Raw genomic sequence first — 24,255 nt, forward strand, 5'->3', positions numbered from 1 at the left:
GCGCCTGGCAGCGGTAGTCGATGCGGCTCGCCCGTTCGGCGCGACCGTCGTTGCGGAGGGCGTGGAAAGCGCCAGCCATCATACGGTGGTCACCCAGTCGGGAGCCGATTTCGGGCAGGGCTTTTTCTATGGTCGAACCATGGTCATTAGTCTTCTGCTCACGTTTCTCGAGGCCGGTGGAACGTCACTGCGGATGCAAAAGAAACGGCGCTGGCGATGAATGGCACCACATTCACTGCACTCCGAAGAATGAAAGATTCAGCCGACGCATGCTCACACGTCCCGTGCCATGGGGGAAAGAGGAAGAAAAGCGCATGAAGGCGGGGCGAGTATCGGTCCCCAAGTCGGGCGACAGAGTCCCTTATGGTGGAGAATCCGCGACGCGCGGTCAGAAGGTCTCCCAGTCGGCCGTTGCGTTAGCCGCCGCTGAGACCGGCGCGGCGGGGGCGGTAGATGCCACTGGTGCGGCACGCATCGAGGGAAGGGCTGGAGGACTGGCCCTCGCGGCGCGGGATGCCGCGTGTTTCGCGGTCGGCCGTGCCGCCTGGAGCAACCTGCCCGAAGCATCATCGCGGCGCTGCGTCGGCAATGCTTTCGTCGCCGACGCGTGAGCCGGTTGCGGCACGAAAACGTCGCTCACCCGGAACACCGACACCGCTTCCCGCAACGCCTGCGCCTGCTGATACATTGACTGCGTCGCAGCCGATGCCTGTTCGACCAGCGCCGCGTTTTGCTGCGTGACCTCGTCCATCTGGCTGACCGCGCGGTTGACCTGGTCGATCCCGCTGCTTTGCTCTTCCGATGCGGCCGCGATTTCCTTCACGATGCCCGTGACGCGTGTCACCGCCTCAACGATCTCGCCGATCGTGCGACCCGCTTCCGCGACCAGTTGCGAGCCGCTATCCACCCGCGACACCGACCTGTCGATCAGCTCCTTGATTTCTTTCGCCGCGGTGCCGCTGCGTTGCGCGAGCGAGCGTACCTCGGCTGCGACCACCGCGAACCCGCGGCCCTGGTCGCCTGCCCGCGCGGCTTCGACCGCCGCATTGAGCGCGAGAATGTTGGTCTGGAACGCAATCCCTTCGATCACGCTGATGATTTCTGCGACCTTGGACGAGCTTTCGGAGATGCCCTGCATTGTCTCGACCACCTGACCGACCACGGCGCCGCCGCGCTGTGCGACGCCCGACGCGTTCTCGGCCAGCGACGCGGCCTGCCGTGCGTTTTCTGCGCTCTGGCGCACCGTACCGGCTAGCTGCTCCATACTCGATGCGGTTTCCTCAAGCGAGGCTGCCTGTTCCTCGGTACGCTGAGACAGATCGTTGTTACCTGCCGCAATCTCGTGCGCGCCGGTGGTGATCGATTCCGCCGAATGCTTGATGCGGTGGATGACAGTGGTCAGATGCTGCTTCATGTCACGCATTGCGGACAGCAGGTTTTCCTGATTGCCGGTCGGCGCTTCGACCGCGATGCTCAGGTCGCCGCCCGCGATCTGCCTGCACAGATGCGCGGCATAGTCGGGTTCCCCGCCGAGCGCCTGCTGAATCGAGCGCGACAGCACGACGACCCCGCCCAGCACGATCACCAGCACGGCGACCAGAATCGCGATCACCGTGTAAGCCGTGCGCTGACCAGTGCTTTCGGCTTGTTCGTTGCTCTGCTCCATGACCGTGCTGAGATCGTTGATCAGCGACTGTAGTGAAGCCTGCAGCGGCTGGAATTGCGAGTGATACAGGGCGGTCACCTGGTCGTTGGCGGTCTTCGGATCGGTCGCGGCCAGCCTGATGATCTGTTGCGATTGGTGATCGTAGGCGTGCCATGCGCTGGCCACCTGGTTGAAGTGATCACGGCGCGCCTGAGTCGCGAACATCGGGCCGATCGTATTCGACCATTGGCTGACGTTCTGCTCCGAATCCTCGAATACCTTTTTGGTGTCGGCTGAAGTCGGATCGAGTTCCAGCGTCGCCAGGAGGCTTGCCTTAAGTTCGGTCAGGCCTCGCAGCTGGACGGCACGTCTTTGCACGTCGTGCTGGGCGTGGCTGATCGCGCTCAATCCCAGACACGTCGCGACGATGCCGCCCGCGATCGCAATCACCGTTACGATCATTAATGCCCGAAGCTTTTGCCTGACTGTCATTATTGCCCCCGTACTATCTATTGTGACTGAGGTTCTTTCTTCTTCGTCCTCGGGGGGACGCCGGCTGGTACGGCGACATCCTTCGCCCCTGCGCCTTCAGGGGCAGCCAAACCACCTCTATCATGACACGAAAAAAATGTCCCGTTGATTACTCAAAGCGGCGTTTAATTCTTTTCAATGCGCCGATGTCAACGTCCGTAGCACTCTGAAGATTGTCATCGCAAAAAGAATGGGCCGATGGGCGCAGTTAAATCGACCGCCGTCGATGGCTACCCTTCAAGACTCGGGCGGCGCATGCTGTTCGCATAAGGCAGCGAACGGCCACATGCCGCCGAACGTCGTCTGGCAGCGACTGACGCTTTGCGGTCATTCACTTACTTGGACGCGAAGGAAACCCGCCGAAAGCCCTGTGCGTTTTGATCAGACCAGCACCGAAGACCTTCGGGTTACTTGCGCCGGAGCATCTGGCCGACTCTTGTGAGCGTTCTGAAGCCGCCGCCGTGCATCAGCCGCAGCCAACAAGCCGAAACGCTGATACGCGCCGCATGAACTTCCGCTGCTAATCAAAGCCCCGGTTCATCCGGGGCTTCTATGCGTAGCAATGGTGCCGCCTTTCGAAGCCCTGAGCCGTCTTTCGACGCCCGCACCCCGCGCGTTTATTTCCAGACGGGCGCTGGGTTTTTTCGTAGTATTGCGAACACGAAGGTGAAGCCGGACCCGAAGAGCGCGAGCGCTCCAGCGAGAAGTGCAGTTTTAACAGCGGTGTCCAAGCGCTCCCACCGGGTGAGATTAAGCCGATTCTTGCCGCGATATGCAGCCGTCGCTTGCCCCGTGACGTGTAGCTGACCTACTTCGTCGAACGAAGCCTGCAAATCGGCTTCCTGAATGTTCAGAACTTCGAGAGGTGCCAACTTCTGTTTGACATCGTTGACTAACAAGCTTTTCACGCCGTTACGTACGATCAAACCATTGATCGTTCCGCTGCCGGACATATCCAACAAGTCGCGAGGCGGCACATTCCCAAGGCGAATATTGCCATGCACCTTGCTGACATTCAGCGGAGCTTTACCATCATCGTAGTAAACCGTTGACTCCGCTTCGGGTTTCAACTCAAGGATAATCCCTGACAAAATAGTATCGGTATTCACGGTAACTTTGGTCTCGTCAATGTCTCGCGTCACCGTTACAGCTTTACACAATGACTTCCTTGTCTGGCTGATTCTTGTTCCCGGCGCGAGTATGACTGAAAACCTGCGACCATCCGCCGTGAAAGTTATATTTCTATTATAATTATTGACATTTCCATTTTTTTCAATTTCTACCAAGTAAAGATTGATAAATGCGTCGAGCTTGTTGTTGGTGCTAAAAACTCGAAGAATCGAGTTATCGCGAGCCAAAATGTCCAAGGCCTTTTTGTCTTTTGTCTCTGATGTTAGCCAGAACTGAGTGCCTTCATTATTAATAAGTTGGGTTTGCAAGCCATCATTCTTTCTGAATTCGATCGAACTTGTTCCCGCATCCGTGATTATCTGTATTTTACTAACGTCTTTTAACTCAAAACGATTTTCCGCATCATTAATCTTGGCCGCTTGATCGAAACTGATACATCCCGAGAAAAATCTCAGCGAAATATCAAACTTTCCGGGTCTCCCATCTTTACTCCAACTCAATGCCTGCGGAGCGCCTATGGTCGTTGCCGTTAGATCCGAGTGAAGACTCGCACGCTGAGAAAGTACGCCAAATGGCTTATCCTCGGACTTCTCTGATGATTTTCGTGATTCGTACGATTTTGCTTCTGCCATGTATAAGGCACTGATGTCCTTCGATAGAACTAAATCAAGCTGACTCGGCGTTGGTTTAAAAAAGAGTGTGACGACATTGAACAGCACAAAAACAGACAGCAAACCGATTCCAGGTGGCATCGCGAGGGACAGCAGTTGTGTCGCCCAGCGCGCGCTTTGGCTAAATGTCAGAATCCACTCGTTGAATTTGAGAAGGATTAGGACAATGCCGCCTATCAGTGCTCCGCCTACGAGATTAGCGGTTGCACATTGCCAAAGATTTGCTTTTTCTATATTCGGCGCGGTGGAGAAGTACCCCCACACATCAAGTGCGGTCAACGCAAGAAAAAAATATCCGACAGCGAGAAGGAAAATATCTCTTGTTGTTTTGATGCGATAGGCGAGTCCAACAAATACCAGCGCGACGACGCTTAATTCCAGTGTCTGAATGTTCACAAGCCAAACCTGAAATCGTTGAACCGCAACTAAATTTTCACCATAAACAGATGAGTAAACCGAAGGCTCTCCGCTATTCAAAAGAGCAAATGAATACATTTGCAGGGACGGGCCTAAGCTTAGAATTAGACCTAGCCCCACGGCAAAGGAAAGAAGATGTGCTAACAGAGTTTTACGGCTGTATAGTCCGGTGAATAAAGTTGCCGGCTTGAACATGAAGAATTTCCTCTACTATTTTGATTTTGATCCTTGCTTCTTTCGCTTCATTTTAGTTGAACGCGGTCAAGAAGTGGGCCGCTTAAGTGAAGACGCCCGAAAATCTCATGAGGGGCCTGATGCAGTTCGCATCGGCACGCGAATGTTTGCTTCTCTTAGAAGCCACCGTCTTCTCGGGGGTCACGACGACAGACCGAAAGGACGAGCGATCATCGGCAACTCAAGCGGTGTTGCCCCGCATGCACGAAGATCGGCTGGAGAGTTGGAAGTGGACGTTACAGCCCAAAGGACAAGTGACGGCAATGGGGTCGTTCCGCGACGTTGTTCCTCGTTGTCCCTAACTTTCTCAAACCCGATCGGTTTGTAGCTTTGCCAGCATCTCCAGACGGTGCGGCGATTACGGCGGGTATCCGGCACCCTCGGCGGCCCGAGCTAGGTCAGCCGCCCGTTGCAGTTCCAGTTCCAGCAACGCCATGTTCAGCGAGGAGACCAGTTCTTGCGCCTGGTCCTGCGTGAGCACGACGGTCTCGACTCGCTGTTCGACTCTCCAGACGTTGGGGAACGCCCGCCCGCACAGGCGGATGGTGGACTGTTCGTTGGCCGCGTCGACATCAATCTTCCAGCGGCCTGTCGGGATGAGTAATCGCGGCATCATGCTTTTGCCCGTGCACCGGGTCTTTCTTTGAGCGACATGTGTAAATTGGAAAAGTATAAAAGCCTCTTAGGGCCGACCTATGTGGCTGCGGAAAACTTTGCTTAGCTATCCAAGTTATTGGCAAAAACAAAAAACCCTGCCCGATGAATCTAGGCAGGGTTAGACCAAGCGCAACATCGCCTGCGTATGCATCTCACATCCATGGACCCGGAAACGGCCCGGGCCCACGATGCAAGAATTACGATGCCAGGACGATGCCGTGCGTGTTCACCATCGTCGACGATACCGTATGCGCGCCCGTGATCTGGACGAGCGTATCAGCAGCCGTCGTTGCACCGGCACCAGCAGCGGCCGACTCAAGGACGTACGTGTTGCCACCGAACTGGAACGCAAGTGCACCGTGCGTTCCCGTCAGAAGGCTGTCCGCAGCGTTGATAGCTGCCCCAAGGTTCGCCGCAGCGCTGATCGACGTCTGTTGGACCGTGGTCGCTTGTGCAACGGACGTTGCGTCAGCGATGAAGAGGATGTCGCCCTTAACAGCACCGGTGATCGTCGTGTTTGCAGCAGTCGCGGCTGCAGTGATCGTGCCAACGTTGACTTGGTCAGCGGCGGTATGAGCACCGAGCGTAACCGTTGCTGCGTAACCCGATACCTTCACGCCACCCGACACATCGATCAGGTTCTGGCCCGAACCCACCGTGACGTTGACTTTACCAGCGGTCGAGCCGTCGACGATGTTGTTGTTGCCATTACCCAGCGTGATTGCGTCGGTGCTGCCCGCTGCTGCGCCGCTCAGGTTGATATTGACGTGCGCATTGTCGGTAGCACCCGACAGCGTGAAGCCGGTCGTTGCGCCCGTAGCAGTCATTGCGCCGGTACCTGTGAGACCCAGTGCAACGTTGCCCGTCAGCGTCAACGACTTCAGCGTGGTGCCGAAACCCAGACCTGCGCCACCAGCGGCGTCACCAACCGTTGCCGTACCCGTACCCGAGTTAGCAATCGTCAGTGACGTAACAGTTGCGCCACCGGTCGTCAGCGTGGCGACGTCAGCAGCAGCGGTACCCTTGAACGTCAGGTTGCCGAGGTTGGCATCAGTGAACGAGGTAATCGTCGTGCCGTTCTGACCCGACTCCATCGAGTTGATAGTGAACGAAGTGGCTTGCGTCGATGCTTCGTTCAGTCCGCCAATCGTCAGGCCTGCAGTGCCGCTCACGTTCAGGACAGACAGACCATTGTCGGTCAGCGTGGTAATGGTGTCGAGCGCGCCACCGAGGTTGCCAATATCGCTACCTGCCGTAGTCACGTTCAACGTGCCGATACCAACGCCGTTGGCATCCGCCAGCGTCAAACCGGCCAGGGTGACATTTGCGGGCAACGCCGAGCCAATCGACAGACTGACCGCGTCCGAGGCACCCGTAGTGTCAGCGAAAGCAACGGAGATCGTGCCAGCGTCGCTGGACGTGCCGCCAACGGTGACACCGCTGGTTGGGCCGGAAATGTTCAGCGACGTGCCAGTAGCAGCGTTGACAATCGAATCGCTCACGCCGGCAGCGAAGTTGCCTGCAGTGATGTCGATGACCTTGAAGCCCGAGTTGAACGTGCTCAGGTCATAGGTACCAGAGGCGCTTGCGCCCAGACCGAAGGTGGTGAAGCCGGTCACGTTGGCGTTGGTCAGCTTCGCCGAAGTTGTATTGAACGAAGTCGCGGCAGCGTTGAAGATGATTTCGTTGTTCGTTGCGGAACCACCAGTGATCGCCTTCGTCGCGTCAGTCGAGATCGTGATCACGTCCTGACCGGTCGAACCCACGAACGATTGGCTCGAGCCCAGCGTCGCTGTGATCTTGCCGCTCGAAGTCGTCGTGAACGAAGTCAGCGCGGTGTCAGATGCCAGCGAACCACCGTCGTTGAAGCCTGCAGAGCCGGAGACGGTAATCGTCTTGACCGTCGTCGGAACCGTGCTCAGGTTCAGCGTGTTGGTACCGGACACGTTGATTGCGGCCAGCTTGGTGTCGGTGACGGTCAGATACGAATCCTTGCCCGCCGTCGTCACATTCAACGTCGTGATTTCGTTCTTGGCATCAGCGAACGTGACGCTGGTCACGCTGCCCGTCGTCGCGGAAACCGAACCTACGCCATTCAGCGACAGTGCAAGTGCGGTGTTCGTCGGCGTAGCTGCGTTGTTCGTCAGGGTCAGCGTGCCGGCTCCGCCCGTCAGGGACAGCGAGCTCAGCGCGTTGTCGTTGATGGCCGAGCCAGCGCCGAAGTTCGCCAGCGACACGGAGGTGATCGTGTTAGTAGCGGTGGTCGACGATGCGTTTGCGTCGCTGATCGTAACTGCGCCGTCCACCACGCCTGCCACTGCCGCGGTCGTAGCAACTGCCGCTGTTTGTGTTGCAGCCGTTGCTGCCTGCACGCCCGGCGCTGCGGTCGCTGCGCTTACGTTTTGCGAAACGCCAGGAACGGCGGTGGTTGCAGCAGCTGCAGTAGCAGCAGCGGTCTGATTCACCGTGACCGAGGTTGTCGATGCCGTGCCAGTAACGCCGATTGCGCCGCCGGTGACGGTGTTACCTGCGCCAGCCAGTTCGTTGAGGTTAGCGTTCACGGTAACCGTCGTACCGCCCGTAACGTTGATCGCATCAGCGATCTTCACGCCGCTTTGCGTAGCCAGCATGTTTTCGGTGATTGTCACAGTGCCAGCCGGCGCTGCGATCGAGCTGCCGACGTTGATGGTGCCACCAGCCGTCACGCCATTAGCCGTGACTGCAACGTTCTGGCCGCCCAAAACATTGATGGTCGTGGCTGCGGCCGCGCTGTCCACCAGGTTCACTGCGGTCGTCGCTGCGGCGGTGATGCCGGCTGCGCCACCGGATTCCGCCACGTTCAACGTGGTTAGGCCGGTGAAGCCCGAGAAGTTAGCCGTGCCAGTAGCCACGCCAGAAGTCAGGTTAACCGTTTGCACGCCGCTGACCGTCGTTGCGCCAGGCAGGCTGGTGCCCGCGGGGCCGCTCGACAAATCCACAATGTTCAACGTGTTGTTGCTACCGGTTGCAGCAATTTTGTCACCAGCCGAGAACGTGCTGGTGTTTGCGTTGGTCGTGCCCGAGCCAATGACACCGTTGACAACGCCATTGCCCGTCAGCGTGGCGCTATCCACACCCGTAGTGAGCGTTCTAATTAGTACTGCGAAAATTCATGGTTTTCCTTACCTTTCCATCGATTCTTTATACGAGTCAGCAAATCTGCTGACTCGTATCGGCGGCTGGCAACCAGGAAATCATCGGCGAGGGCACGCCGACTGGAGCTGCTTGCCAGATACAGCACGAGTCAGCAGGTCAGCAAGGCTTGAAATTGTGTGGCTCGCGGGGCTTGCGGATGCAGCAAATAAAAAACCCCGCCGGAGCGGGGTGAATGACTTTCGGACTGAGGCTCACGCAAACAGTCCCGTAGCGTTGGCGGCTGCATTCGCGTGTACGCGTTTGCGGGCCTCCGTAAGATGCAGGTAGACGGCCGTCGTTTTGAGTTGCGTATGTCCCAGTGCATGTTGCACATCGACAATATCCGACCCGGAGTCCAGCATCATCGATGCGTAGGTGTGCCTCAGGTCGTGCATGCGCAACTCGGGCAGATTGGCCTTGTTCCGGGCAGTGACCCAAGCATCCCGGCAGGAATGGTATGGCTTGCCGGTCTTGGGATTGGGAAACACCCACCGCCCGTCCACGGCGAGCCGACGGTTACGCAAGAGCCCCAACACACCCGTCGACAAATGCAGCACGAAGCCCTTTTTGGCCTTGTCGGCTGGAGCCGGCACGGTCAGTGTGCCCCGGGCTTCATCAAACCATGCCCACTCCATTGCCAGCACGTTCTCCCGTCGCAGGCCCGTAGCCCCCATCACCCGAATGATGTCGGGCAGGCTTTTGTTATCCGAGTCCCCAGCTGCGCGGAGCAGCGCGCCGAGCTGGCCAGATGTCAGAAACTTGCCAGTGACCTTGCGCACGGTCGTGAGCTGCAAGCTGTGCGTCGGGTTCTCCTTCAAGGTGTTGCTCTTATCTCGGATGGCTTCATTGAAGATGTGGCGGGCCAGAATCAGGATGCGTTTCACGGTTGCGTCAGCCAGGGGTTTGTCGGCCTGTGTCTTCCAGCGTCCGCCCGCCACCATTTTTTCCTTCAGCGCTGTGTTGAAATCGATGATGTCCTGCCCGCTGACCTCGTCCAGTCGTTTCTTACCGAAAGTCGGCTGAATATGGTTGCGATAAATCGAGGCGTGTGCCCGGTACGAACGACTCATGTTTTTCACGGCTGGCAAAAACGTCTCAAAAAAGAAGCTGTCCATGGTGGGGCAAGAGCTCCGACGTGGACCGACTGTTCGGGTTCTGGTCGTTGTCAATTCGGCTAGGCGTACTCGGGCCATGGCGCGCGCAGCATTCGCAGAGACATCGCCCACGCCGGCCAGCCTCTCCTGTCTTTGCTTCCCTTGGGCATCGCGGTAGACGATGACATAGCTCATGGTGCCCCGGTGAGTGATGTTGACTGCAAAGCCGGTCTGCTCCTGGTCAAACACCACTACTTTGTTCCTGCCCGCCGGCATGACGAAATCTTTCAACGCCTTCTCGGTAATGTGTAAGTTCATTTTGTTTTTTACTCCTCGTGGACGGGCAAGCGCCCTTTAATCCGCTGTGTCTTGGATATTCTGCGAATCTGTCCTATCGTTGATTTCTCGTGTCCTGTTGCCCTATGGGAGGCGGTCATGACCGGCACCGGGTTCTGGCTATGTATCCGCTGCCATCAAGAGATCCCGACCAAGTTGGTTGAGCCCGGCCTCGACGACTTCGGCCTCTATTTCATTTGCCCTTTTTGCAAGCGACGCAACCAGCTGGAGAGCCTTGGGCGTCAGCGCGGGGCGCTTGTCCTGCGTCAGACTGGTAAATAGCAGTTCCTTGCAGGTGGCTCAGTTCAAAATGCGCTTGCTTTCGACGGCCCATACCCACCGGTTAGCGTCCCAGCCATTGCGTCGGGCGTCCGGATCGGCACCTTCGAACCGAGAGGCAAATCCGGAGTCGATGGAGACGCGACGGGGCGGCCAAAGCTTGTCCGGAGCGACGACGAGTAGAGCAATCTTTTGGAGACGGCCATGCAGTTTGACTACAAAGAGTTCCACATCGACGCTTCGCCTCTCGATGAAGGTGGCCGTTATTACGCTCGCGCAAAGATCTCCCGGCGTGTCTCCGCGGGTGGCGATTTCGTCGAAGTGAAGTATTCGGGCGACCTCGGGGACTATCGCTCCGACGCGGACGCTTTCGAGGCGGCGCAGCGTTGGGCCATCCAGTGGTGCGACGAGCATGGCGCTTAGGCAGCGTGCTGCGATTTCTCGAAAATCACGATGGAGACAGCCATGTGGGACAAGATCGAACACAACGGATACGAAGTCTGGGTCCTGCCGATCCTTGCATACGGTCCCCCGGCCCCGACCACCTTGTGGCATTACTCGGGCTACATCTGTCGCCACGGTTCCGATGCCCACCTCGCTGGGCAGAGCATTCGCTTCCAGGAACTTGTCACCACTTTCCGCAGTGAAGAAGCAGCCCGAGAGGCGGGGTATGTCGAAGGCAAGCGGCGCGTCGACATGATTCTCAAAGGCGCTTCCGGTGCCGACAACGGCTGACCACAGCTCTAGTTGTTCAAAATGGATCTCTGGATTCAACCCTACCCACCTTGCGCTGACCTTTACGGGCAGCCGGCCGCCGCAGCGCCACACGAAGACCTGACGCTCAGTGGCGCGGGCGCCGTGAAGGATGCACGTGTAGAGGAGCACTACACCTGCCTGCGCTGCGGCGGCGTGTTTGCGCGCGTTCTCGCCGGGCCGCCGGAGCGCCAGATTGGGATGCTGCTGAACGCCGGGCAGCATTGACGGGGTTGTTGCACTTATCGCCGGTACTATCATCATCCGTGAAACAGGGAGGGCGACATGACTCCGCGCACGAAGTACTTTAATTATTGGTATGAAATCTCGGCCACTTCGGCGGGCCCGGATGCTTCGCAATGGCAGGGTGAGCTGAGGCTCGTCAGAGAAGCGCTGGACGGAACCGAAGAGACGATTTTGGACCGGCACCTCGTACCGGGCTTCTTCGATACCGAGCCTGAGGCGCGAGACGCTGCCGACGCGTATGCGCGTGTATATATCGATCAGCTCTGACCGAAAACAGGTGAGGCTGTAGGCAGTCATGGCTGTGAGCTCCATTCGATCAGCGGTTGATCGGCCCGAACATAGAGTGGATGACGCGGCGAGCCGTCTTTTGTCGTGCCGAGACAACAGAGATATGCGCCCGCGTCTTTCAGGACGCTGGCGACGGCGCGCCGGAATGCCGAGCGCCTTCAGCGTCTCCATCTGCTTGCCCGGCCGGCGGTAGCCGGTCATGCGCACGATCTTTTCCTCGGTCAGGTCAATCGGTCGGTCTAGAACTGCCGCCATGTCACGCCCCAGTGGTTGCGCGTGGTTTCAATCATTCGTTGTGCTCCTGCCTTCGCTCAATCAATCCTGACGCTTTGCGATAGTTCTGCTTCGACCCTCTCCGGAATGACCTATGCTTATTGCATGGGTCTGTTGTCTCCGAAAGGAGGGTGAAATGGAACGGTGTCTTGCTTGCGAGACGTTGATCCGAAAGGCTTCAACCGTCCTCCCACACGAAAAACTCCAGCGCTTTGGATCGGGTGTTTTTGGCTCGCCAAAAGCGCCGATAACACGCTATGTGCTTTACCGATGCACCTCTTGCGGTTGCTGGATGAAGCAGAACACATCCAATGGATCACCGGCCGGCCTTTGGTCGGCATGCGAGTCGAGCATGCCCGCCGAGCCAGTCCCTGAGCGCAAGCCTGCTGAATACGATGACTGGGGGAGGGTGCCACTGACGGTGCTGGGTCGCCCCCGATAGCCCCGTACAGCGAGCGTTTGTTGCCTCTCATGCCGCATCTCCATTCTCTGCGGATGCCGCGATGGTTGTAGTGCTCGCCGCGTGGCGTTCCATCTTCCTCGCCGTCCTCAACCCCAATGATTCTTTCGCAGTGGCCGCACTTGATGCACCAGTCGCCGCCGTCCTTGCTGAAACGCTTAATCACAAGAATCTCGTCGCTCATGATCGCGCGCTCCATTCAATCAGCGGTTGATCGGCGCGCACATACAGCGGATGGCGCGGCGATCCGTCTTTGGTCGTGCCGAGACACCAAAGGTGCGCGCCAGCGTCACGCATGATGCTGGCTACGCGCGCAGCCCTTTCTGGCTTGGCGTTCGACCCCCAGGCGCATACAACGTCGCCGCACTCGCGGGCGAAGTTCCACAGGTAGCCATCGTTTTCGGGGCCGACTGGGTCGGGGTGCGTCCAGAGTGCCGCCGGATTCGTCGAGCGCAGCGCGTACAGGTTCGCGACCGCGAGGCCGTTGCAGTCCCACAGTTTCGCGAAGCCGCGGCACCGGCGAATCGTCGGGTCGTCGAGCTGCGCATCGGCGGTGCTTGGGTTGAGCATGACGAACAGGGCCGTCGAGCTGATGGGCGCGAGCGAATCGGCGGCACGCGTCAGCCGATAGCGATACGTGCCGCAAGGGCTGATAACGGCGCTCACGATCGAGCCTCCTGATCCCTGGCGAAAGAAGCGGCGCATAATGTTGAGAGCCCTTCGTCAGGGCGATGGAGCCGGATATGTCTGTCTTGCATAAAGAGGTTGAGGCCCCGCCATATAGGGTCGTCATTAACGCCGAACGTGAATACCGACCGGGTGATGCTGATCCGAGCGGCTGCTATTACGCCCGCGTGGTGATCACGAGGCTCGATGGCGCGGCCGTGTATAAAAACTTCGTCATGTACCAAATCGAGCGGGGGGATGCTTTCGGAGATCCCCAAAGAGTGTTCAGAGATGCTGAAGAGCGGGCTCGTGAAGCAATCGCGAACGGGTTTCCGGACAAATGAGTTCACGTATTTTCTCCAGTAGTCGGCATAGCGTCTGTATTAGTGGTCATGGTGTCCTCAATTTCTCCCCGTTATCGAACCATCGCCCGGACTTCCCGCAGATCGATGGCATACGTTCTTCATCTTCACCGCCGAATGCCCTGTGAGATTCGGCAAGCAGGAAAACTGGGTATTCGTCAAACAGGTCGGCTCTGAGATTTCTCGGATGCCGGCACTTCGGGTGCTCGCCGCTCGTGCTGTGTATGCAATCCGAGCAATCCAGTTTCATGTGGGCACTACCTGCTTGCGGATGTCCGCAGCCTTGGTCTGCGAGCAGCCGAGAAACTTCCGGATCTCGGTCACGGTCGCTCGCAGCGTGCCAGCGGCGACTGCTTCCCGCACACGGGTAACGTCATCAGGACTCTCGATTTCAGCTGACTCCGTCGCCGCTACTGCGTTACTGGCGTCCGTTACTGCCGTGACTGACTCGGCGTTACTGCCTTGCTGGACGGGCGTTGCCGTGATCTCGGTCACGTCGTCCGGTCGGAGCGCGAGCAGCCAGGCGAAGCAGGCGACACCTTCGAGCACGGCGGCGAACGCGAGGCCCGCGACCAGATCGGCGTGCGCGACTGGCAGGCCGAATGCCGTCAGGGCGCCAGTCACCGGATCGGCCATCGCTGCGGCGCGCTCGGCGGCGGCGCTGTCTTGGGCGGCCTCGGCGCGCTTTGCTTCTGCTGCTTCCACGTCGAGCGCTTTGAGGCGGGCGGTCAGGGTTGCGCCGTCAATCCGGACAGTCGCGCAGTGCTCGCCGCACCGGCGTTCGGCGACACGAGCCAGTCGCGCCACGGCGTCGGCGCGGTCGACGGCGATCTGAGCCAGGCCGCGACTGTGAGTCACGAGCATCGGGACGGCCCCGGCCCGCAGCTCGCCGGCATGCTTTTGCGCCATCACAAAGAAAACCGCATGGCCGTAGCAGGTAGCCGCCATGCAGGCGAGCCACAGCACGGCGCCAAGCACCCGGATGCGCCAGCCATGCGAACGGCACAAGGCAGGGAACAGGTGAGCGGCCACAACCAGCACGACGCCGACGGCGATCCACAGCGCGCGCTCTGCAACCCATCCGCCGCGCTGCCAGCCTGCGAGGATGGACAGACACGCAGCAGTAGCGGTCGCCGTGACTGCGAGTAATGCCGGTTGCGTTCTCATTGGCATCGTCAGGACTCGGCGCTTAGATGAGACTGTCGCCGGGCGCGCCATGCTTCGGCGCTGCCTTGCGGACTTTTCCGCACACCTTGCACTTGTAGACTGCATTCACCGACATGCGCACGCGCGTGCCCGTCTGAGTCATCGTCATGCTGGTGAACGTCTTATTGCCCTTGAACTCGTAGTTATGCTTACGGGGCTCGCACTGCGTCATTCGATTCATGGTTTCCTCCGTCCATTCAGCCAACCCAAACCCACGCCCACCGCTATCGCTCCTAATACAGAGAGAGCGAACCATTCGAGACCGGACATTCAGGTGGCTCGCTTGAATTCGACCACCCAGACCCACGGGTTGGCGTCCCACGAATCCGCGCCGTTGATCGAGTCCCACAGACAGTGGTAGGACGAAACAGGCGAGTAGGTGCCATCTACGCCACTTCGACCGTAGGTGCTCCAGAAGCCGGCAGCCGTCTTGGCGATGCCTTCAGCAATTGCGTCGGCTTCGCAGATGTCTTGCAGTCGCTCGACACGTACGCCGGTGACATCGAGCGTGATGCGGGACGCCGCGCGCAGCATGTGAATCGACGGGATCCATTTCTCGCCGAGCTCAAGCTCGTAACCGTCAGCGGCGTATGCGGCGACGTGAGAAAAGACGCGCGCGACGTCGGGGTTCGCCTCGTCGCGTTTCCACCAGTTCAGGTGCGTCTCGCGCACCCACAGACGGTCGCCGGGCTGGCCATGCGGGCACATCAGGCTATCGCCCGTGCGTGTGTGCCAGATCCCGCCTTGCAACGGCAGAGCTTCACCGGCAGCCGTACGGCCGCCGTTCTCACCGCCAATGGTTGTCGGCTCCCACTGGCCGAGCGGGTTGTTGTGCGGCAGCTTCACAACGCGACGCGTCTGTGTCTTGCTGCCGTCGAGCAGAGCGCGCACCATGTGTCCGCTGAAAAGGATCGGGCGTTCCTTCACGGCGCCACCTTCATGGCGATACCGCCCACGAGCGGACCAATCGGCAGGCGACTCCTCGCTTCAGCCGTGCGGGCGCGCGCAGCATCCAGAGCACCTTTGATCTGATCCGGCGCTTTTCCCGCCAAGATGCGGCGGCCGTTCTCGATTGCGAAGTCGATCGAGTCGCCCATGCTGAGCCGAACGCCGGTCTCAACATGAGAAACGTGCCAGTAGCAGATCGCATCGGTATCGCCGATGTGCGGGCGGTGCACGGCGTAAACCTCGCCCGGTGCCTCCGCAAACTCGACCGGCTCGCCGATCACTTCTTCAAGGCAGACGTCGCCCACAATGAAAAAACGCATGATGGTTTCCAGTCAGGGTTCCGATATGTGCCAGGCGAATATTTGCCCCTTATTCGCCTGGCGGTTACGGGCGTTACTCCGGGGAGCCAAGCAGGATTCTGGTTTCTGTCTGTTCTTCGATCTGCGACCAGATCGCGCGGAACGCGACTTCGAGCACCTTGTGCGGACGCACGAGCTCGTACCAGATCTTCAGCACGCCATCTTTGACGCGGTATTTGAGGCGCGCGTCGATCGAGTAGGGCGCGCCGTTCTCAAAGACGGGGATCGACAGCGTGATCTGCGACGGCATGGCGATCTTGTTGCCGGTGGCGTTGACGTCTTCCTTCCACACAAACGTCGTGCTGCCGTCTTGCAGGCGGGACGCCGATACGAAATTTCCTTCCTTGCTCGCCTCAAAGTTCAGGGCGATGCTCAGCATCGTCGATCCATCCGGGTTGACGATGTCCGGCAAGTTGTCCTCGATCAGCTCCGCGAGTTCCAACTGGCTCAGCGGTTGACGGTCCTTGGCGGTCCAAGTCTTCCATTCACGCGACGCGGGCACAGCGAACTCGACTCGATAGCCGCGCCAGTTTGCGCCGTCATGGTTGCCGGTGTTCGCCGCATCGAACGCGCGGTGGTCATCGATCACGCCGAGGATCTTCGCCGGGTCCAGCGATGCATAGATCAGGCTCTCGGGCCGCTTCTGACGGTTGAAGTAAGACACGAAGCTGTTGGCGTCGCGAAGCTTCACAACGCCAGTAGCACGTGCAGGGCTTTCGTCGCGTTCGAGCAGGTGTTCGACCTTGTAGCCTTCCGGAACGACCACAAACGGTACGCCGTCGTTGAGCGGGCTCTTGTGCGGACCGGCGAGCGAGATGCCAGCTGCGAGGATAGCGGCGGCGTCTTTTTCGCCTTGGAAGTCTTTAAGCATGGGTTATCCGTGTGATGTAAATGGTGAGGTTGTTGTGCGGGCGTTAGCCGTGCGCAACAGATCGGGAATCGGCAAGCGAGATGCCGGGCAATTCGGTCTGCCGCTCGCTGTGTCGCGACAGATTGTTTTCGACGGTCGGGAAAAACACTTCGGCCGACTCCTTTTCCTTCGGCAGCGTGGCAACGACCTTGCCGGTCACTTCAAGCGCGTCCTGCACTTTGGCGAACGGCTTAACCTCGACCGTGATCGTGATCTTTCCGGCCTTGCCGGTGTCGCGGACCATCGCGACAAGCGTGTTGAGCTCGTTTGTCGCTTCCTCGACGACGGCGCCCCCGCGCAGTTCCATCAAGGTTTGTGTGAAAGCCTTCTTCATTGGTTGACTCCGGTTCTTTGAAGGACTGTGGGTTAATCACCGACGCGCGGATACTGCGCATCGAATTTGTGTTCGCCAAAGGCCTCGTGGTGCGCTTTTGCTGCGCGATTCATGCCGCCGACCATGCTCCCGATCGCCGCCCCAACGCATATAGAAGAGAGGACTGCTAACGAGAATGTGATGATCGAGACCATTGGTGAGCCTTTACGGGATCAGGTGTTACGCATCGACACGCGAACACGTTCGGTATCAGCGTCGTCCCATTTCTTTGTGATGCCGAGAATCAGGATGATCACTACAAAGGCGGCGCACATGCGCAGGCAGAATTTGAGATCGCGCATTACCAGGCACCCAGCAAGCGGCAGATTCCTTCGACGATGAACGGCGAGGCAGCTAGCAGCGCGAAGCAGAGTAGCGGGCGCTTGGTCGTGCGGCGGGCGTACTGCTCGAGCTCGGCGTCGCTCATGCCAGCTTTCTCGGACTGCGGGGTCTCGTGGGTCGGGCGCGTTGCTTCGGTAAATCGCGGCGCCGGTACTTGCAGGGTGCTCATCTCAAGGTCTCCCGGTAGGTCGGTGAGTGCATGAGATGAAGTATAGAAAAACTAGACAAGATAGGTCAAGAAAAACTTGACTTGAATGTCCAGAAAATTTGTAACGTAAGGGGTATTTGCACGAGAAGGCCTTGGCAGGAGGCGATCGGATCGCGCTTCGGCGGGACACATGAAAGAACCGTAAATTCGCAGTCTGACCGTGCGAGCACGTATGCTTCAGCCGCACCTATGCCTGCGGGTTCTACTGGTTGCGGCCAAAAAAAAGCCCTGCAATGGCAGGGCGTTTGGCAGCAAGCAGTGAATCAAATATCTTTATCGACGAATGCTACCATTTGTGCCATCGCACCTTGCATCGCAGCTTTGTTTTCTCGCAACGCCTTCTGTACTGTCTGCGCCAGTTCAAGAAGGGAGATGGTCGGAATCTCCAGTGTGGCAACGACTTTGCGCTCTAAGTGGTCCGGCTTCGAGTGTCCGGAGAGCTGTTGCTGGAAAATAGTAACGATAGTCGTAGGAAATCCAAGGAGGGCAGGGCCGAAACCGTTCCCGCTAATCCGCGGCGCATCATCCGGGATTTCCGTCACCACTGACATTCCGTTCTCAGTTGACTTAATTATCTTGCTCATGAAATTCTCTCAATGTCCAAGCTAAACGTTTTCGTGTGGGTGACCTGCGGACTTTGAATGAATAGTGAAGCGGCGCTCCCGGCCGTCCGTACAAAGTTTGTGGCGCAGATCGCGCTCCCGTCAAACGCCAAGCTTACAGACGTATTAGGCTGGCCGTCTTCATCAAACTCCTTCGGATATGACGCTGGGGTCAATGCCGCCGGTGACAGATCGGCCGTTCGCTGAACGAGAGTGGAGAACGGCACAAATTCAACCCACGTTGCCACATCGAAAATTGCTGCTATTTTGTGCAGAGCGGACAGTGATTGTTTGCCGTAATTTGGATCTTCAAGGCGTGCCACAGCACTTTGGCGAGTTCCAAGTTTTTCCGCGAGATCCGTCTGCGACATCCCCGCAGCTTCCCGCAAGAGCCTGATCTGGAACGCAATTCTATTGCCCGCGTTCGCTTCGGCCATGCCTGCGCGGTATGCCTTTGAGCGCATTTTCAGTAGGCGCTTGCTCGGCTTAGTCGATCTCAACCTCTTTAGTGGCGACACGTCCTGCTCGAACATCTGCCCAACGCTGTTTGGCTTTTGAGCAAAAGTTGCTGACACTGTGTCGTTCTTTGTGGGTGACCCAGATGACAACAGTGAACTCGTCTTTGCCGGGTCCAAAATAACCCATGGGACGTTGTTGAAGGTTGTTTGACTTAAAGCGAATTTCGTAGATGTCTTTGCAGTCTTCATCATATTCCCAGCTCAGTTTCTTGGCATGAGGGTCACGCCACATATGAGGCGGTTGATCGCGAAGGTACCGCAGGCGGTCGTCGCATCTAGAGTCCCCTGGCTCGACGAGAGCATCGTAGCCTTCCTGGAAGACTCCAATTTTCGTTCGTGGATCAATCCACTCTCTGATCTTATATCGCACGATTTCGGGAAAACTTTAACACATATTTGTGATCGAGCTGCATCTCTTTGATCTGCTGGGCTCGGCGGCGCGCATTGCGGTGAAGGGCGGCCGTCGTTTGCGCGCTCTGGCGCCACACGTCAACACTGGTGCGTCAGGTTCGCAAACATGTGTTGATGCAGCCGATTGGAACCCATGGTTTGTCGAAAGTACTGTAGCCTCTCTGGGCTAGATCAGTCTGGGCGCCACATTGATCGTTTGGCGATACCCGCCACATAGTGCATCTTGTCGATCTCGTCGTCTCTCAGCGTTATCTTGCCGTGCGACTCATTTATTGAGAGCAGCGTGTAGCGGCCGGCTGATTTGTAGGCCAATTCTTTGACCATCACGCGGCCGTCTTTCGACTTGACCATCACCTCTTCGCCGGGTTGGATCGGGTGATTCGGTTCGATGATGACGTACTCCCCATGCTTGATTCGAGGCCTCATGGAGTCGCCCGAGCACTCTATTGCATATGCGTCCGGATCGGACGTCGGCCAGTCAATGTAACCATCTCCGTGGCCCACCGGATATTCGATGTCGGCCCAGAAACCGTTGTCGCCAAGTTGCGCCATTCCTACCACCGCTAGTCGTTTCCGCTTCCCTAGGCCTTTGGGGCGGAACTCATCGTTATGCTGGATAGCAGCCTTTTTTTGGCCCACGCGCGCCAACACCCAGGCGCTGTTGTAGCCGAAAGCGGTTTGGATCGCGACAGCGTCTTCAACGCTGATCGGAGCGCCCGCCAGCCACGAGTCCACTCTTTCATGAGGAACTTTGGTCTTTTCCGCGAAGGCGGCGCTGTCCATGCCAGTTTCTGTGAGCATTTCCTGCACGCGCTCGGCAACATCCTTGCTGTCGAGGGCGGTTGTAATGGATATGCCTGGCTGAGAGTCCGGCATTGGGCACTTCGTGACAACCGAAATCTCTTGGACCTGAGCATAGCTGGGCTCGTGCCTGCCGTTTTCCCAGGCAGACACGTTTCCTTTGGTCACTCCGAGCTTTTCGCCGAGCTGTTCTTGCGTTAGATCGGCTTTCTTCCGGGCGGACCGAATCCAGTTTCTCATTTCCATGCGCGGAGGGTATAGGAAATCTAAACGACCTGGGTCTCGTTTTTCTTTACTTTAATGTCTAGTAAATCTATACTTGGTCAAAGCTCACTTACGCCGGACTGACAAATGACCAAGCACCCCATCGCGATCGCCGCAGAGGCTGTCGGCAGTTTCAAGGCACTGGCTGACATCCTGGGCGTGACGAAGGGCGCCGTACATCAGTGGATGGCCGCGGACCGTAAAGTTCCCATCGAGCACTGTACTCCGATCGAGCAAGCGACCAACGGCGTCGTGACCCGCCAAATGCTTCGGCTAGACGACTGGAGCGCCATCTGGCCAGAGCTTGTGCAAGTGGCCAGCCAAGATGCTTCGGATGACGCTCAGCCGCCCGTGGGTGGCGTGAACAAAACCACAAAGTTTGCCTCTGCGTGCAGGCGGGAGGCTGCCTAACATGACGAAACTGTATGGGCGGTCTGTGCTTCGGCTAATCCGCCCAGCGCTAACGCATTGGGCGGCAAGCCAAGTTTTGCGCACGCGTCGCGAGCTCACTCCGGAGGAACTGGCGATTACGCGCGCGTACTGGCGGAGCCCTATCGGGGCGTCAGGTGGCCCATCCAGGACGTGACGCGCTGAGCAGAATCCACGAACGGATCGGTGAACCTTCACCTTTACACACGCGCAACGCCTTGCTCTGCGAGGACGAGCGCATTTTTGAATGCAGGGAAATCCAAATGCATCTTCCGCACCATCAAGACATGCTTCGCCGCGCAACGAGCGACACGCTCGATTCAGTCATCGCGAAGATCCGCGCAGGGAACCCGGCCGCATTCCATGTCGAAGAGACGAAGGGCGGGACGGTCGAAACGCTGTCGTCGCGCGTGTTCTTCGACCAGCCGGTGCGCAACGAGCCGTGCAAGGGCTTCGTCATGGCCTACATGCTGCCGGCGGCCTGAAATGGCGCTTAACGCATCCGAGCAGAAACAGATCCGCGAGACGCTGTGCGCGATTGTCGTTCGCGGCCTACGGCATCCCGATGAGTTAAAGACGGTACGCGAGGCTTTGACGGAGTCGTTTGAGGCGTTGAAAGAGGCTGCAGCGCCGCGAGCAGCAGTAACGAAGTGATCGCGGCGCCGTCAGCGGCGGTGGTTCCCGTAGCGTAAGCAGTAGAAGCCGTTTTCATTTTTCTCTCCCTGTCGCACGCGTGGGCTTAGTAGTCCTCATCGCGTGCAGCCAATATAGCCACTAACGAGTGACAGATCATGCGAGACAGTTCGCACAAGTCCCGAATCCAGATCATCCGCGACCATGTCGCAGCCTGGCGCAAGTCGCATGGCTGGAGTCGCGAGACGGCCGCGGCTGAGATCGTTGCGGCGCACGAGCGCATCGGCGGCCATCTGTCCGGCGTTATCGTTTTCGATCGCAGCGCGGACGTCTACTCGACGCAGAAGAACCACGCTGATCGCATCTGGCGCTGGCTCGACGACGAGTCGAAAGACAACAACCTGATGCCGGCCAACTTCGAAAACTCGATTCTCGCGGCGCTGCCGATCCAGCGCAGGGTCGACCTGCTGAACGAGATCCTCGCGCAGATCGATTGCGTGAGTCGCGCCCGTCATTACGACCCGAAGGCGGAACTCAACGCGCACGAGTTGGTGCAAACGATCATGCGCGCCAACCACCGGACCGAAGCCGACGCAGCCGATCTGCTCGACGGTATCGATCCCGGCGAGCTGCCGCGCCTTCATAGCAGCCTGGTCGACGACATCCGCATCAAGCAACGCACTCTGCGCGTCGTCGAGTCGGCTCTTTCGACGACTGGCGAACCGGTCAAACCCGAACAACTCCGGAAGGTGTCCTGATGCGACCCACACATACGCAACTGGCCGGTTACGACGCGGTCACCGGCACGAAACGCTGCACGCAGAAGCAGATGATCCTCAATCTCTTCTACAGCCCGCACCTGACGCTCACGCGGCAGGAGATCGCCGACCGCACGAATCTGCGCCTGTCGAGCGTGTGCGGGCGCGTGTTCGAGCTGCTGAGGGACGAGGCGCTTAAGGTTCACGGCACGCAGAAGTGCGCTGCAACTGGCGCGCTGAACGAAACCCTCGGTTTGCCCGCTGCGAACTGACATGGCACTCGCCGACGTCCTGCACTTGCCCGAACACCGCGGCGCGCAACTCGAAGACGGCTACATGCGCGTCGCCAACGAGCTGGCGCGAGCGATCACCTGGGCCCGGCTGACGTCAAACCAGCGCTGCATTCTCGATGTCGTGATGTGGCAGACGTACGGCTTCAACAAGTCCGTCGACGACATTTCCCGTACCCAGTTCGCCGCTGAGACCGGCATCGACCCGTCTGATGTGCGGATCGTCCTGAACCAGCTGGTCGAACTGAACATCATCACACGCGGCGAAGGCAGGTACGCGCGTTCGTACAGCATCAACAAGCGTCATGCGACGTGGAAGCTGCCCGACGCGCGCAAGCTTGTGAATAAGCCCGGCTATCAGGGGGGAAATCCCCCCCTGAGTGGGGGGGAAGTTCCCTTTTTTGAGGGGGGAGATTCCCCGGTTGAAGGGGGGGAATTCCCCCCCACAAAAGACAACTCCAAAAAACATAGCCAAAAGACAACTCCAAAAGAAAACCTTTCGCGCTCGCTTCGCGAACGCTTTGAGATTTTCTGGGCGGCATACCCGAAGAAGAAATCGAAGACCACGGCGGAGAAAGCATTTGCCAAGCGCAACCCGGACGAGCAGCTCTTCAACGACCTGATGGCAGGTCTTGAGCGTGCCAGGACTTCGGAGCAGTGGCAGAACCCACAGTTCATTCCTCACGCTGGCACATGGCTGAACGCTGGCGGCTGGATGGACGAAATCCAATCTGCGTACACCAATGACGAACTTGCCGTGATCCGAGCCTTCAACGGGGCACTCGGGGAGCGTATCGGCACGGTGGACGAAGCGGTCTTTGTCGAGGCGCGCGCGGGCGCAATCCGCGCGTTCCTCGGGAAGCTGGCAGCGGATCCCGAAGCGTGGAAGCGCTATTTCCCGGCTGTGCGCGACAAGGTCGAACTGCCGCCGCATGCGGGCTTCGATTACCTGATCAGCCCGAAAGGCTACGGCGACGTGAAGGGGCGCATGGCAATCAAGCGCAATCCGGACGGCTCGAAGGCGTCGGGAGAGTGGGACAGGTCCGCGAGCGGCATCCGGGCGATGGCGATCGAAATGGGCGTGCCGTTCACCGACGAAGACCCGATGCCGGCTGTCGCGGCGCGTGTGCGGGCCGCGATTGCAAAACAGGAAGGTAACGCATGACAAAGCGAGCACCCTGGCCGATGGTAGTCCCGGCTGGCACAACAACCGTGGGCACCGCGCGCGTGCGTGACGACGCACGACCGGGCATGACGACCGCGCAACGCCGAATCTACGAAAAAACCGGCAACCCGCCGCAGACGAGCGCGTTGGACGACGTCGACGATAACGATCCGCTTGCACCGGCGCTGATCAGGCAGCACCCGGTGACGCTCGCCGCGAAGAAGCCGTCGAAATACCGCAACACGAAGTGCGAGCACGAGGGCATCAAGTTCGACAGCCAGCGCGAGCGGTCCCATTGGTTCCAGCTGATTCAGCAGCAGGCCGCCGGGCTCATCGGCGATCTGCGGCTGCAAGTCCCGTTCGTGCTCACCGAGCGCAAGCAGCGCGACGATGGCACATGGGAACGCAAATCGACATACGTCGCGGATTTCACCTACGTCCGTGACGGAAAACTCGTGGTCGAGGACGTCAAGTCCGAAGTAACACGGAAGAACCGGACGTACATCCAGAAGCGCAAGCAGATGCTCGACAAGCACGGCATCACGGTGAAGGAGATCAAATAAATGGCATACACGACCATGAGCAAACAGCAGCGCGAGATCTGCGAATTTCTGGCGCTCAATCCCAACTCGACCAATGCCGAGATATGCACTGCGACCGGCTTCACGTACGAGAGCGTCAAGAAGAAGCTGCGCGTTTTGAAGGAAAGCGGCCACGTGAAGGGGAGCGAATCGCGCTATCGCTCGCTCTATGAGCTGACTGGCAAGCCGTTCCCGCGTAGCGCGGACTATCGGCCGAATCCGCGCTATCTAGCCAGGAAG

32 protein-coding genes are annotated in these 24,255 nt (G+C 58.6%); 14 read left to right on the plus strand and 18 right to left on the minus strand.

Going from position 1 to position 24,255, the window contains the following annotated elements; translation table 11 throughout:
• Positions 1-220 (plus strand): EAL domain-containing protein (locus ABQJ48_RS35725; protein ID WP_367839097.1); only part of this gene is annotated, 220 nt, incomplete at its 5' end.
• 168 nt (positions 221-388) lie between these two features.
• Here ABQJ48_RS35725 and ABQJ48_RS35730 read toward each other — a convergent pair.
• The 5 genes from ABQJ48_RS35730 to ABQJ48_RS35750 all read right to left on the minus strand — a co-directional run bounded on the left by ABQJ48_RS35730 (position 389) and on the right by ABQJ48_RS35750 (position 9,872).
• Entirely contained in the window at positions 389-2,137 is a 1,749-nt protein-coding gene (locus ABQJ48_RS35730) for a methyl-accepting chemotaxis protein (RefSeq protein WP_367842617.1), read from the minus strand.
• 656 nt (positions 2,138-2,793) lie between these two features.
• Entirely contained in the window at positions 2,794-4,590 is a 1,797-nt protein-coding gene (locus ABQJ48_RS35735; RefSeq protein ID WP_367842618.1) for a hypothetical protein, read from the minus strand.
• 397 nt (positions 4,591-4,987) lie between these two features.
• Positions 4,988-5,245: a hypothetical protein gene (locus ABQJ48_RS35740; protein WP_367842619.1), complete on the minus strand. Its 258-nt coding sequence runs from the start codon at positions 5,243-5,245 to the stop codon at positions 4,988-4,990.
• Between the two features lie 238 nt (positions 5,246-5,483).
• Positions 5,484-8,399 carry a beta strand repeat-containing protein gene (locus ABQJ48_RS35745; protein WP_367842620.1) on the minus strand — a complete coding sequence of 972 codons (2,916 nt, stop codon included), beginning with the start codon at positions 8,397-8,399 and terminating at the stop codon, positions 5,484-5,486.
• A 273-nt stretch (positions 8,400-8,672) separates the two neighbouring features.
• Positions 8,673-9,872 carry a tyrosine-type recombinase/integrase gene (locus ABQJ48_RS35750; RefSeq protein WP_367842621.1) on the minus strand — a complete coding sequence of 400 codons (1,200 nt, stop codon included), beginning with the start codon at positions 9,870-9,872 and terminating at the stop codon, positions 8,673-8,675.
• A 117-nt stretch (positions 9,873-9,989) separates the two neighbouring features.
• Here ABQJ48_RS35750 and ABQJ48_RS35755 point away from each other — a divergent pair, with 117 nt between their 5' ends.
• From ABQJ48_RS35755 to ABQJ48_RS35775, 5 genes are all read left to right on the plus strand, one after another.
• A complete protein-coding gene (locus ABQJ48_RS35755) occupies positions 9,990-10,172 on the plus strand; it encodes a hypothetical protein (protein WP_367842622.1) in 183 nt (60 codons plus the stop codon).
• A 201-nt stretch (positions 10,173-10,373) separates the two neighbouring features.
• Positions 10,374-10,592, plus strand: coding sequence for a hypothetical protein (locus tag ABQJ48_RS35760; RefSeq protein WP_367842623.1), 219 nt, complete (start codon positions 10,374-10,376; stop codon positions 10,590-10,592).
• Positions 10,593-10,634: 42 nt separating this feature from the next.
• The gene (locus ABQJ48_RS35765; protein WP_367842624.1) at positions 10,635-10,904 is read left to right on the plus strand and encodes a hypothetical protein; all 270 of its coding nucleotides are present in this window, start codon (positions 10,635-10,637) and stop codon (positions 10,902-10,904) included.
• Positions 10,905-10,925: 21 nt separating this feature from the next.
• Complete coding sequence (locus ABQJ48_RS35770; protein WP_367842625.1) at positions 10,926-11,150, plus strand: hypothetical protein; 225 nt, start codon at positions 10,926-10,928, stop codon at positions 11,148-11,150.
• A gap of 57 nt (positions 11,151-11,207) precedes the next feature.
• Entirely contained in the window at positions 11,208-11,435 is a 228-nt protein-coding gene (locus ABQJ48_RS35775; RefSeq protein WP_367842626.1) for a hypothetical protein, read from the plus strand.
• A 934-nt stretch (positions 11,436-12,369) separates the two neighbouring features.
• Here ABQJ48_RS35775 and ABQJ48_RS35785 read toward each other — a convergent pair.
• A complete protein-coding gene (locus ABQJ48_RS35785; RefSeq protein ID WP_367842627.1) occupies positions 12,370-12,855 on the minus strand; it encodes a DUF1643 domain-containing protein in 486 nt (161 codons plus the stop codon).
• A 77-nt stretch (positions 12,856-12,932) separates the two neighbouring features.
• Between ABQJ48_RS35785 and ABQJ48_RS35790 the strand changes: the two genes are divergently transcribed.
• Positions 12,933-13,199, plus strand: a complete 267-nt coding sequence (locus ABQJ48_RS35790; RefSeq protein ID WP_367842628.1) for a hypothetical protein — start codon at positions 12,933-12,935, stop codon at positions 13,197-13,199.
• A 264-nt stretch (positions 13,200-13,463) separates the two neighbouring features.
• Here the strand turns inward: ABQJ48_RS35790 and ABQJ48_RS35795 are convergent, their stop codons facing one another.
• From ABQJ48_RS35795 to ABQJ48_RS35850, 12 genes are all read right to left on the minus strand, one after another.
• Positions 13,464-14,258: a hypothetical protein gene (locus tag ABQJ48_RS35795; RefSeq protein WP_367842629.1), complete on the minus strand. Its 795-nt coding sequence runs from the start codon at positions 14,256-14,258 to the stop codon at positions 13,464-13,466.
• Positions 14,259-14,406: 148 nt separating this feature from the next.
• A complete protein-coding gene (locus ABQJ48_RS35800; RefSeq protein WP_367842630.1) occupies positions 14,407-14,604 on the minus strand; it encodes a hypothetical protein in 198 nt (65 codons plus the stop codon).
• Positions 14,605-14,693: 89 nt separating this feature from the next.
• Positions 14,694-15,350: a hypothetical protein gene (locus ABQJ48_RS35805; protein WP_367842631.1), complete on the minus strand. Its 657-nt coding sequence runs from the start codon at positions 15,348-15,350 to the stop codon at positions 14,694-14,696.
• Positions 15,347-15,691: a hypothetical protein gene (locus tag ABQJ48_RS35810; protein ID WP_367842632.1), complete on the minus strand. Its 345-nt coding sequence runs from the start codon at positions 15,689-15,691 to the stop codon at positions 15,347-15,349. Before ABQJ48_RS35810 ends, ABQJ48_RS35805 begins: the two co-directional genes overlap by 4 nt.
• A gap of 73 nt (positions 15,692-15,764) precedes the next feature.
• Entirely contained in the window at positions 15,765-16,601 is an 837-nt protein-coding gene (locus ABQJ48_RS35815) for a YfdQ family protein (RefSeq protein WP_367842633.1), read from the minus strand.
• A gap of 43 nt (positions 16,602-16,644) precedes the next feature.
• Complete coding sequence (locus tag ABQJ48_RS35820; protein ID WP_367842634.1) at positions 16,645-16,974, minus strand: hypothetical protein; 330 nt, start codon at positions 16,972-16,974, stop codon at positions 16,645-16,647.
• Between the two features lie 32 nt (positions 16,975-17,006).
• Positions 17,007-17,168: a hypothetical protein gene (locus ABQJ48_RS35825; RefSeq protein WP_367842635.1), complete on the minus strand. Its 162-nt coding sequence runs from the start codon at positions 17,166-17,168 to the stop codon at positions 17,007-17,009.
• A gap of 18 nt (positions 17,169-17,186) precedes the next feature.
• Entirely contained in the window at positions 17,187-17,315 is a 129-nt protein-coding gene (locus ABQJ48_RS35830) for a hypothetical protein (protein ID WP_367842380.1), read from the minus strand.
• Positions 17,315-17,524 (minus strand): hypothetical protein, encoded by a 210-nt coding sequence (locus ABQJ48_RS35835; RefSeq protein WP_367842636.1) that lies wholly within the window; start codon positions 17,522-17,524, stop codon positions 17,315-17,317. Before ABQJ48_RS35835 ends, ABQJ48_RS35830 begins: the two co-directional genes overlap by 1 nt.
• A gap of 302 nt (positions 17,525-17,826) precedes the next feature.
• Positions 17,827-18,147: a hypothetical protein gene (locus ABQJ48_RS35840; protein WP_367842637.1), complete on the minus strand. Its 321-nt coding sequence runs from the start codon at positions 18,145-18,147 to the stop codon at positions 17,827-17,829.
• Positions 18,144-18,875 (minus strand): helix-turn-helix domain-containing protein, encoded by a 732-nt coding sequence (locus ABQJ48_RS35845; protein ID WP_367842638.1) that lies wholly within the window; start codon positions 18,873-18,875, stop codon positions 18,144-18,146. The genes ABQJ48_RS35840 and ABQJ48_RS35845 overlap by 4 nt, the downstream gene beginning before the upstream one ends.
• A gap of 390 nt (positions 18,876-19,265) precedes the next feature.
• Positions 19,266-20,141 carry a helix-turn-helix domain-containing protein gene (locus ABQJ48_RS35850; protein ID WP_367842639.1) on the minus strand — a complete coding sequence of 292 codons (876 nt, stop codon included), beginning with the start codon at positions 20,139-20,141 and terminating at the stop codon, positions 19,266-19,268.
• A gap of 105 nt (positions 20,142-20,246) precedes the next feature.
• Here ABQJ48_RS35850 and ABQJ48_RS35855 point away from each other — a divergent pair, with 105 nt between their 5' ends.
• The 7 genes from ABQJ48_RS35855 to ABQJ48_RS35885 all read left to right on the plus strand — a co-directional run.
• On the plus strand, positions 20,247-20,570 hold the full coding sequence (locus ABQJ48_RS35855; protein WP_367842640.1) for a transcriptional regulator: 324 nt from the start codon (positions 20,247-20,249) through the stop codon (positions 20,568-20,570).
• A 281-nt stretch (positions 20,571-20,851) separates the two neighbouring features.
• The gene (locus ABQJ48_RS35860) at positions 20,852-21,073 is read left to right on the plus strand and encodes a hypothetical protein (RefSeq protein ID WP_367842135.1); all 222 of its coding nucleotides are present in this window, start codon (positions 20,852-20,854) and stop codon (positions 21,071-21,073) included.
• Between the two features lie 306 nt (positions 21,074-21,379).
• Positions 21,380-21,979: a hypothetical protein gene (locus ABQJ48_RS35865; protein ID WP_367842641.1), complete on the plus strand. Its 600-nt coding sequence runs from the start codon at positions 21,380-21,382 to the stop codon at positions 21,977-21,979.
• On the plus strand, positions 21,979-22,251 hold the full coding sequence (locus tag ABQJ48_RS35870) for a hypothetical protein (RefSeq protein ID WP_367842642.1): 273 nt from the start codon (positions 21,979-21,981) through the stop codon (positions 22,249-22,251). Before ABQJ48_RS35865 ends, ABQJ48_RS35870 begins: the two co-directional genes overlap by 1 nt.
• 1 nt (position 22,252) lies before the next feature.
• Positions 22,253-23,434, plus strand: coding sequence for a replication protein (locus ABQJ48_RS35875; protein WP_367842643.1), 1,182 nt, complete (start codon positions 22,253-22,255; stop codon positions 23,432-23,434).
• The gene (locus ABQJ48_RS35880; RefSeq protein WP_367842644.1) at positions 23,431-23,997 is read left to right on the plus strand and encodes a DUF1064 domain-containing protein; all 567 of its coding nucleotides are present in this window, start codon (positions 23,431-23,433) and stop codon (positions 23,995-23,997) included. Before ABQJ48_RS35875 ends, ABQJ48_RS35880 begins: the two co-directional genes overlap by 4 nt.
• The coding region (locus ABQJ48_RS35885; protein WP_367842645.1) for a hypothetical protein at positions 23,998-24,255 on the plus strand (258 nt) is incomplete at its 3' end.

The sequence above is a fragment of the Paraburkholderia suaedae genome (assembly GCF_040812055.1).
GTDB lineage: Bacteria > Pseudomonadota > Gammaproteobacteria > Burkholderiales > Burkholderiaceae > Paraburkholderia.

Coding starts and splice junctions, on each gene's coding strand:
- ABQJ48_RS35730 (WP_367842617.1), bottom strand. CDS start 2,137: ATGACAGTCAGGCAAAAGCTTCGGGCATTAATGATCGTAACGGTGATT.
- ABQJ48_RS35735 (WP_367842618.1), bottom strand. CDS start 4,590: ATGTTCAAGCCGGCAACTTTATTCACCGGACTATACAGCCGTAAAACT.
- ABQJ48_RS35740 (WP_367842619.1), bottom strand. CDS start 5,245: ATGATGCCGCGATTACTCATCCCGACAGGCCGCTGGAAGATTGATGTC.
- ABQJ48_RS35750 (WP_367842621.1), bottom strand. CDS start 9,872: ATGAACTTACACATTACCGAGAAGGCGTTGAAAGATTTCGTCATGCCG.
- ABQJ48_RS35755 (WP_367842622.1), top strand. CDS start 9,990: ATGACCGGCACCGGGTTCTGGCTATGTATCCGCTGCCATCAAGAGATC.
- ABQJ48_RS35760 (WP_367842623.1), top strand. CDS start 10,374: ATGCAGTTTGACTACAAAGAGTTCCACATCGACGCTTCGCCTCTCGAT.
- ABQJ48_RS35765 (WP_367842624.1), top strand. CDS start 10,635: ATGTGGGACAAGATCGAACACAACGGATACGAAGTCTGGGTCCTGCCG.
- ABQJ48_RS35770 (WP_367842625.1), top strand. CDS start 10,926: ATGGATCTCTGGATTCAACCCTACCCACCTTGCGCTGACCTTTACGGG.
- ABQJ48_RS35775 (WP_367842626.1), top strand. CDS start 11,208: ATGACTCCGCGCACGAAGTACTTTAATTATTGGTATGAAATCTCGGCC.
- ABQJ48_RS35790 (WP_367842628.1), top strand. CDS start 12,933: ATGTCTGTCTTGCATAAAGAGGTTGAGGCCCCGCCATATAGGGTCGTC.
- ABQJ48_RS35800 (WP_367842630.1), bottom strand. CDS start 14,604: ATGAATCGAATGACGCAGTGCGAGCCCCGTAAGCATAACTACGAGTTC.
- ABQJ48_RS35810 (WP_367842632.1), bottom strand. CDS start 15,691: ATGCGTTTTTTCATTGTGGGCGACGTCTGCCTTGAAGAAGTGATCGGC.
- ABQJ48_RS35815 (WP_367842633.1), bottom strand. CDS start 16,601: ATGCTTAAAGACTTCCAAGGCGAAAAAGACGCCGCCGCTATCCTCGCA.
- ABQJ48_RS35820 (WP_367842634.1), bottom strand. CDS start 16,974: ATGAAGAAGGCTTTCACACAAACCTTGATGGAACTGCGCGGGGGCGCC.
- ABQJ48_RS35825 (WP_367842635.1), bottom strand. CDS start 17,168: ATGGTCTCGATCATCACATTCTCGTTAGCAGTCCTCTCTTCTATATGC.
- ABQJ48_RS35830 (WP_367842380.1), bottom strand. CDS start 17,315: ATGCGCGATCTCAAATTCTGCCTGCGCATGTGCGCCGCCTTTGTAGTG.
- ABQJ48_RS35835 (WP_367842636.1), bottom strand. CDS start 17,524: ATGAGCACCCTGCAAGTACCGGCGCCGCGATTTACCGAAGCAACGCGC.
- ABQJ48_RS35840 (WP_367842637.1), bottom strand. CDS start 18,147: ATGAGCAAGATAATTAAGTCAACTGAGAACGGAATGTCAGTGGTGACG.
- ABQJ48_RS35845 (WP_367842638.1), bottom strand. CDS start 18,875: ATGATGAAGACTGCAAAGACATCTACGAAATTCGCTTTAAGTCAAACA.
- ABQJ48_RS35850 (WP_367842639.1), bottom strand. CDS start 20,141: ATGGAAATGAGAAACTGGATTCGGTCCGCCCGGAAGAAAGCCGATCTA.
- ABQJ48_RS35855 (WP_367842640.1), top strand. CDS start 20,247: ATGACCAAGCACCCCATCGCGATCGCCGCAGAGGCTGTCGGCAGTTTC.
- ABQJ48_RS35860 (WP_367842135.1), top strand. CDS start 20,852: ATGCATCTTCCGCACCATCAAGACATGCTTCGCCGCGCAACGAGCGAC.
- ABQJ48_RS35865 (WP_367842641.1), top strand. CDS start 21,380: ATGCGAGACAGTTCGCACAAGTCCCGAATCCAGATCATCCGCGACCAT.
- ABQJ48_RS35870 (WP_367842642.1), top strand. CDS start 21,979: ATGCGACCCACACATACGCAACTGGCCGGTTACGACGCGGTCACCGGC.
- ABQJ48_RS35875 (WP_367842643.1), top strand. CDS start 22,253: ATGGCACTCGCCGACGTCCTGCACTTGCCCGAACACCGCGGCGCGCAA.
- ABQJ48_RS35880 (WP_367842644.1), top strand. CDS start 23,431: ATGACAAAGCGAGCACCCTGGCCGATGGTAGTCCCGGCTGGCACAACA.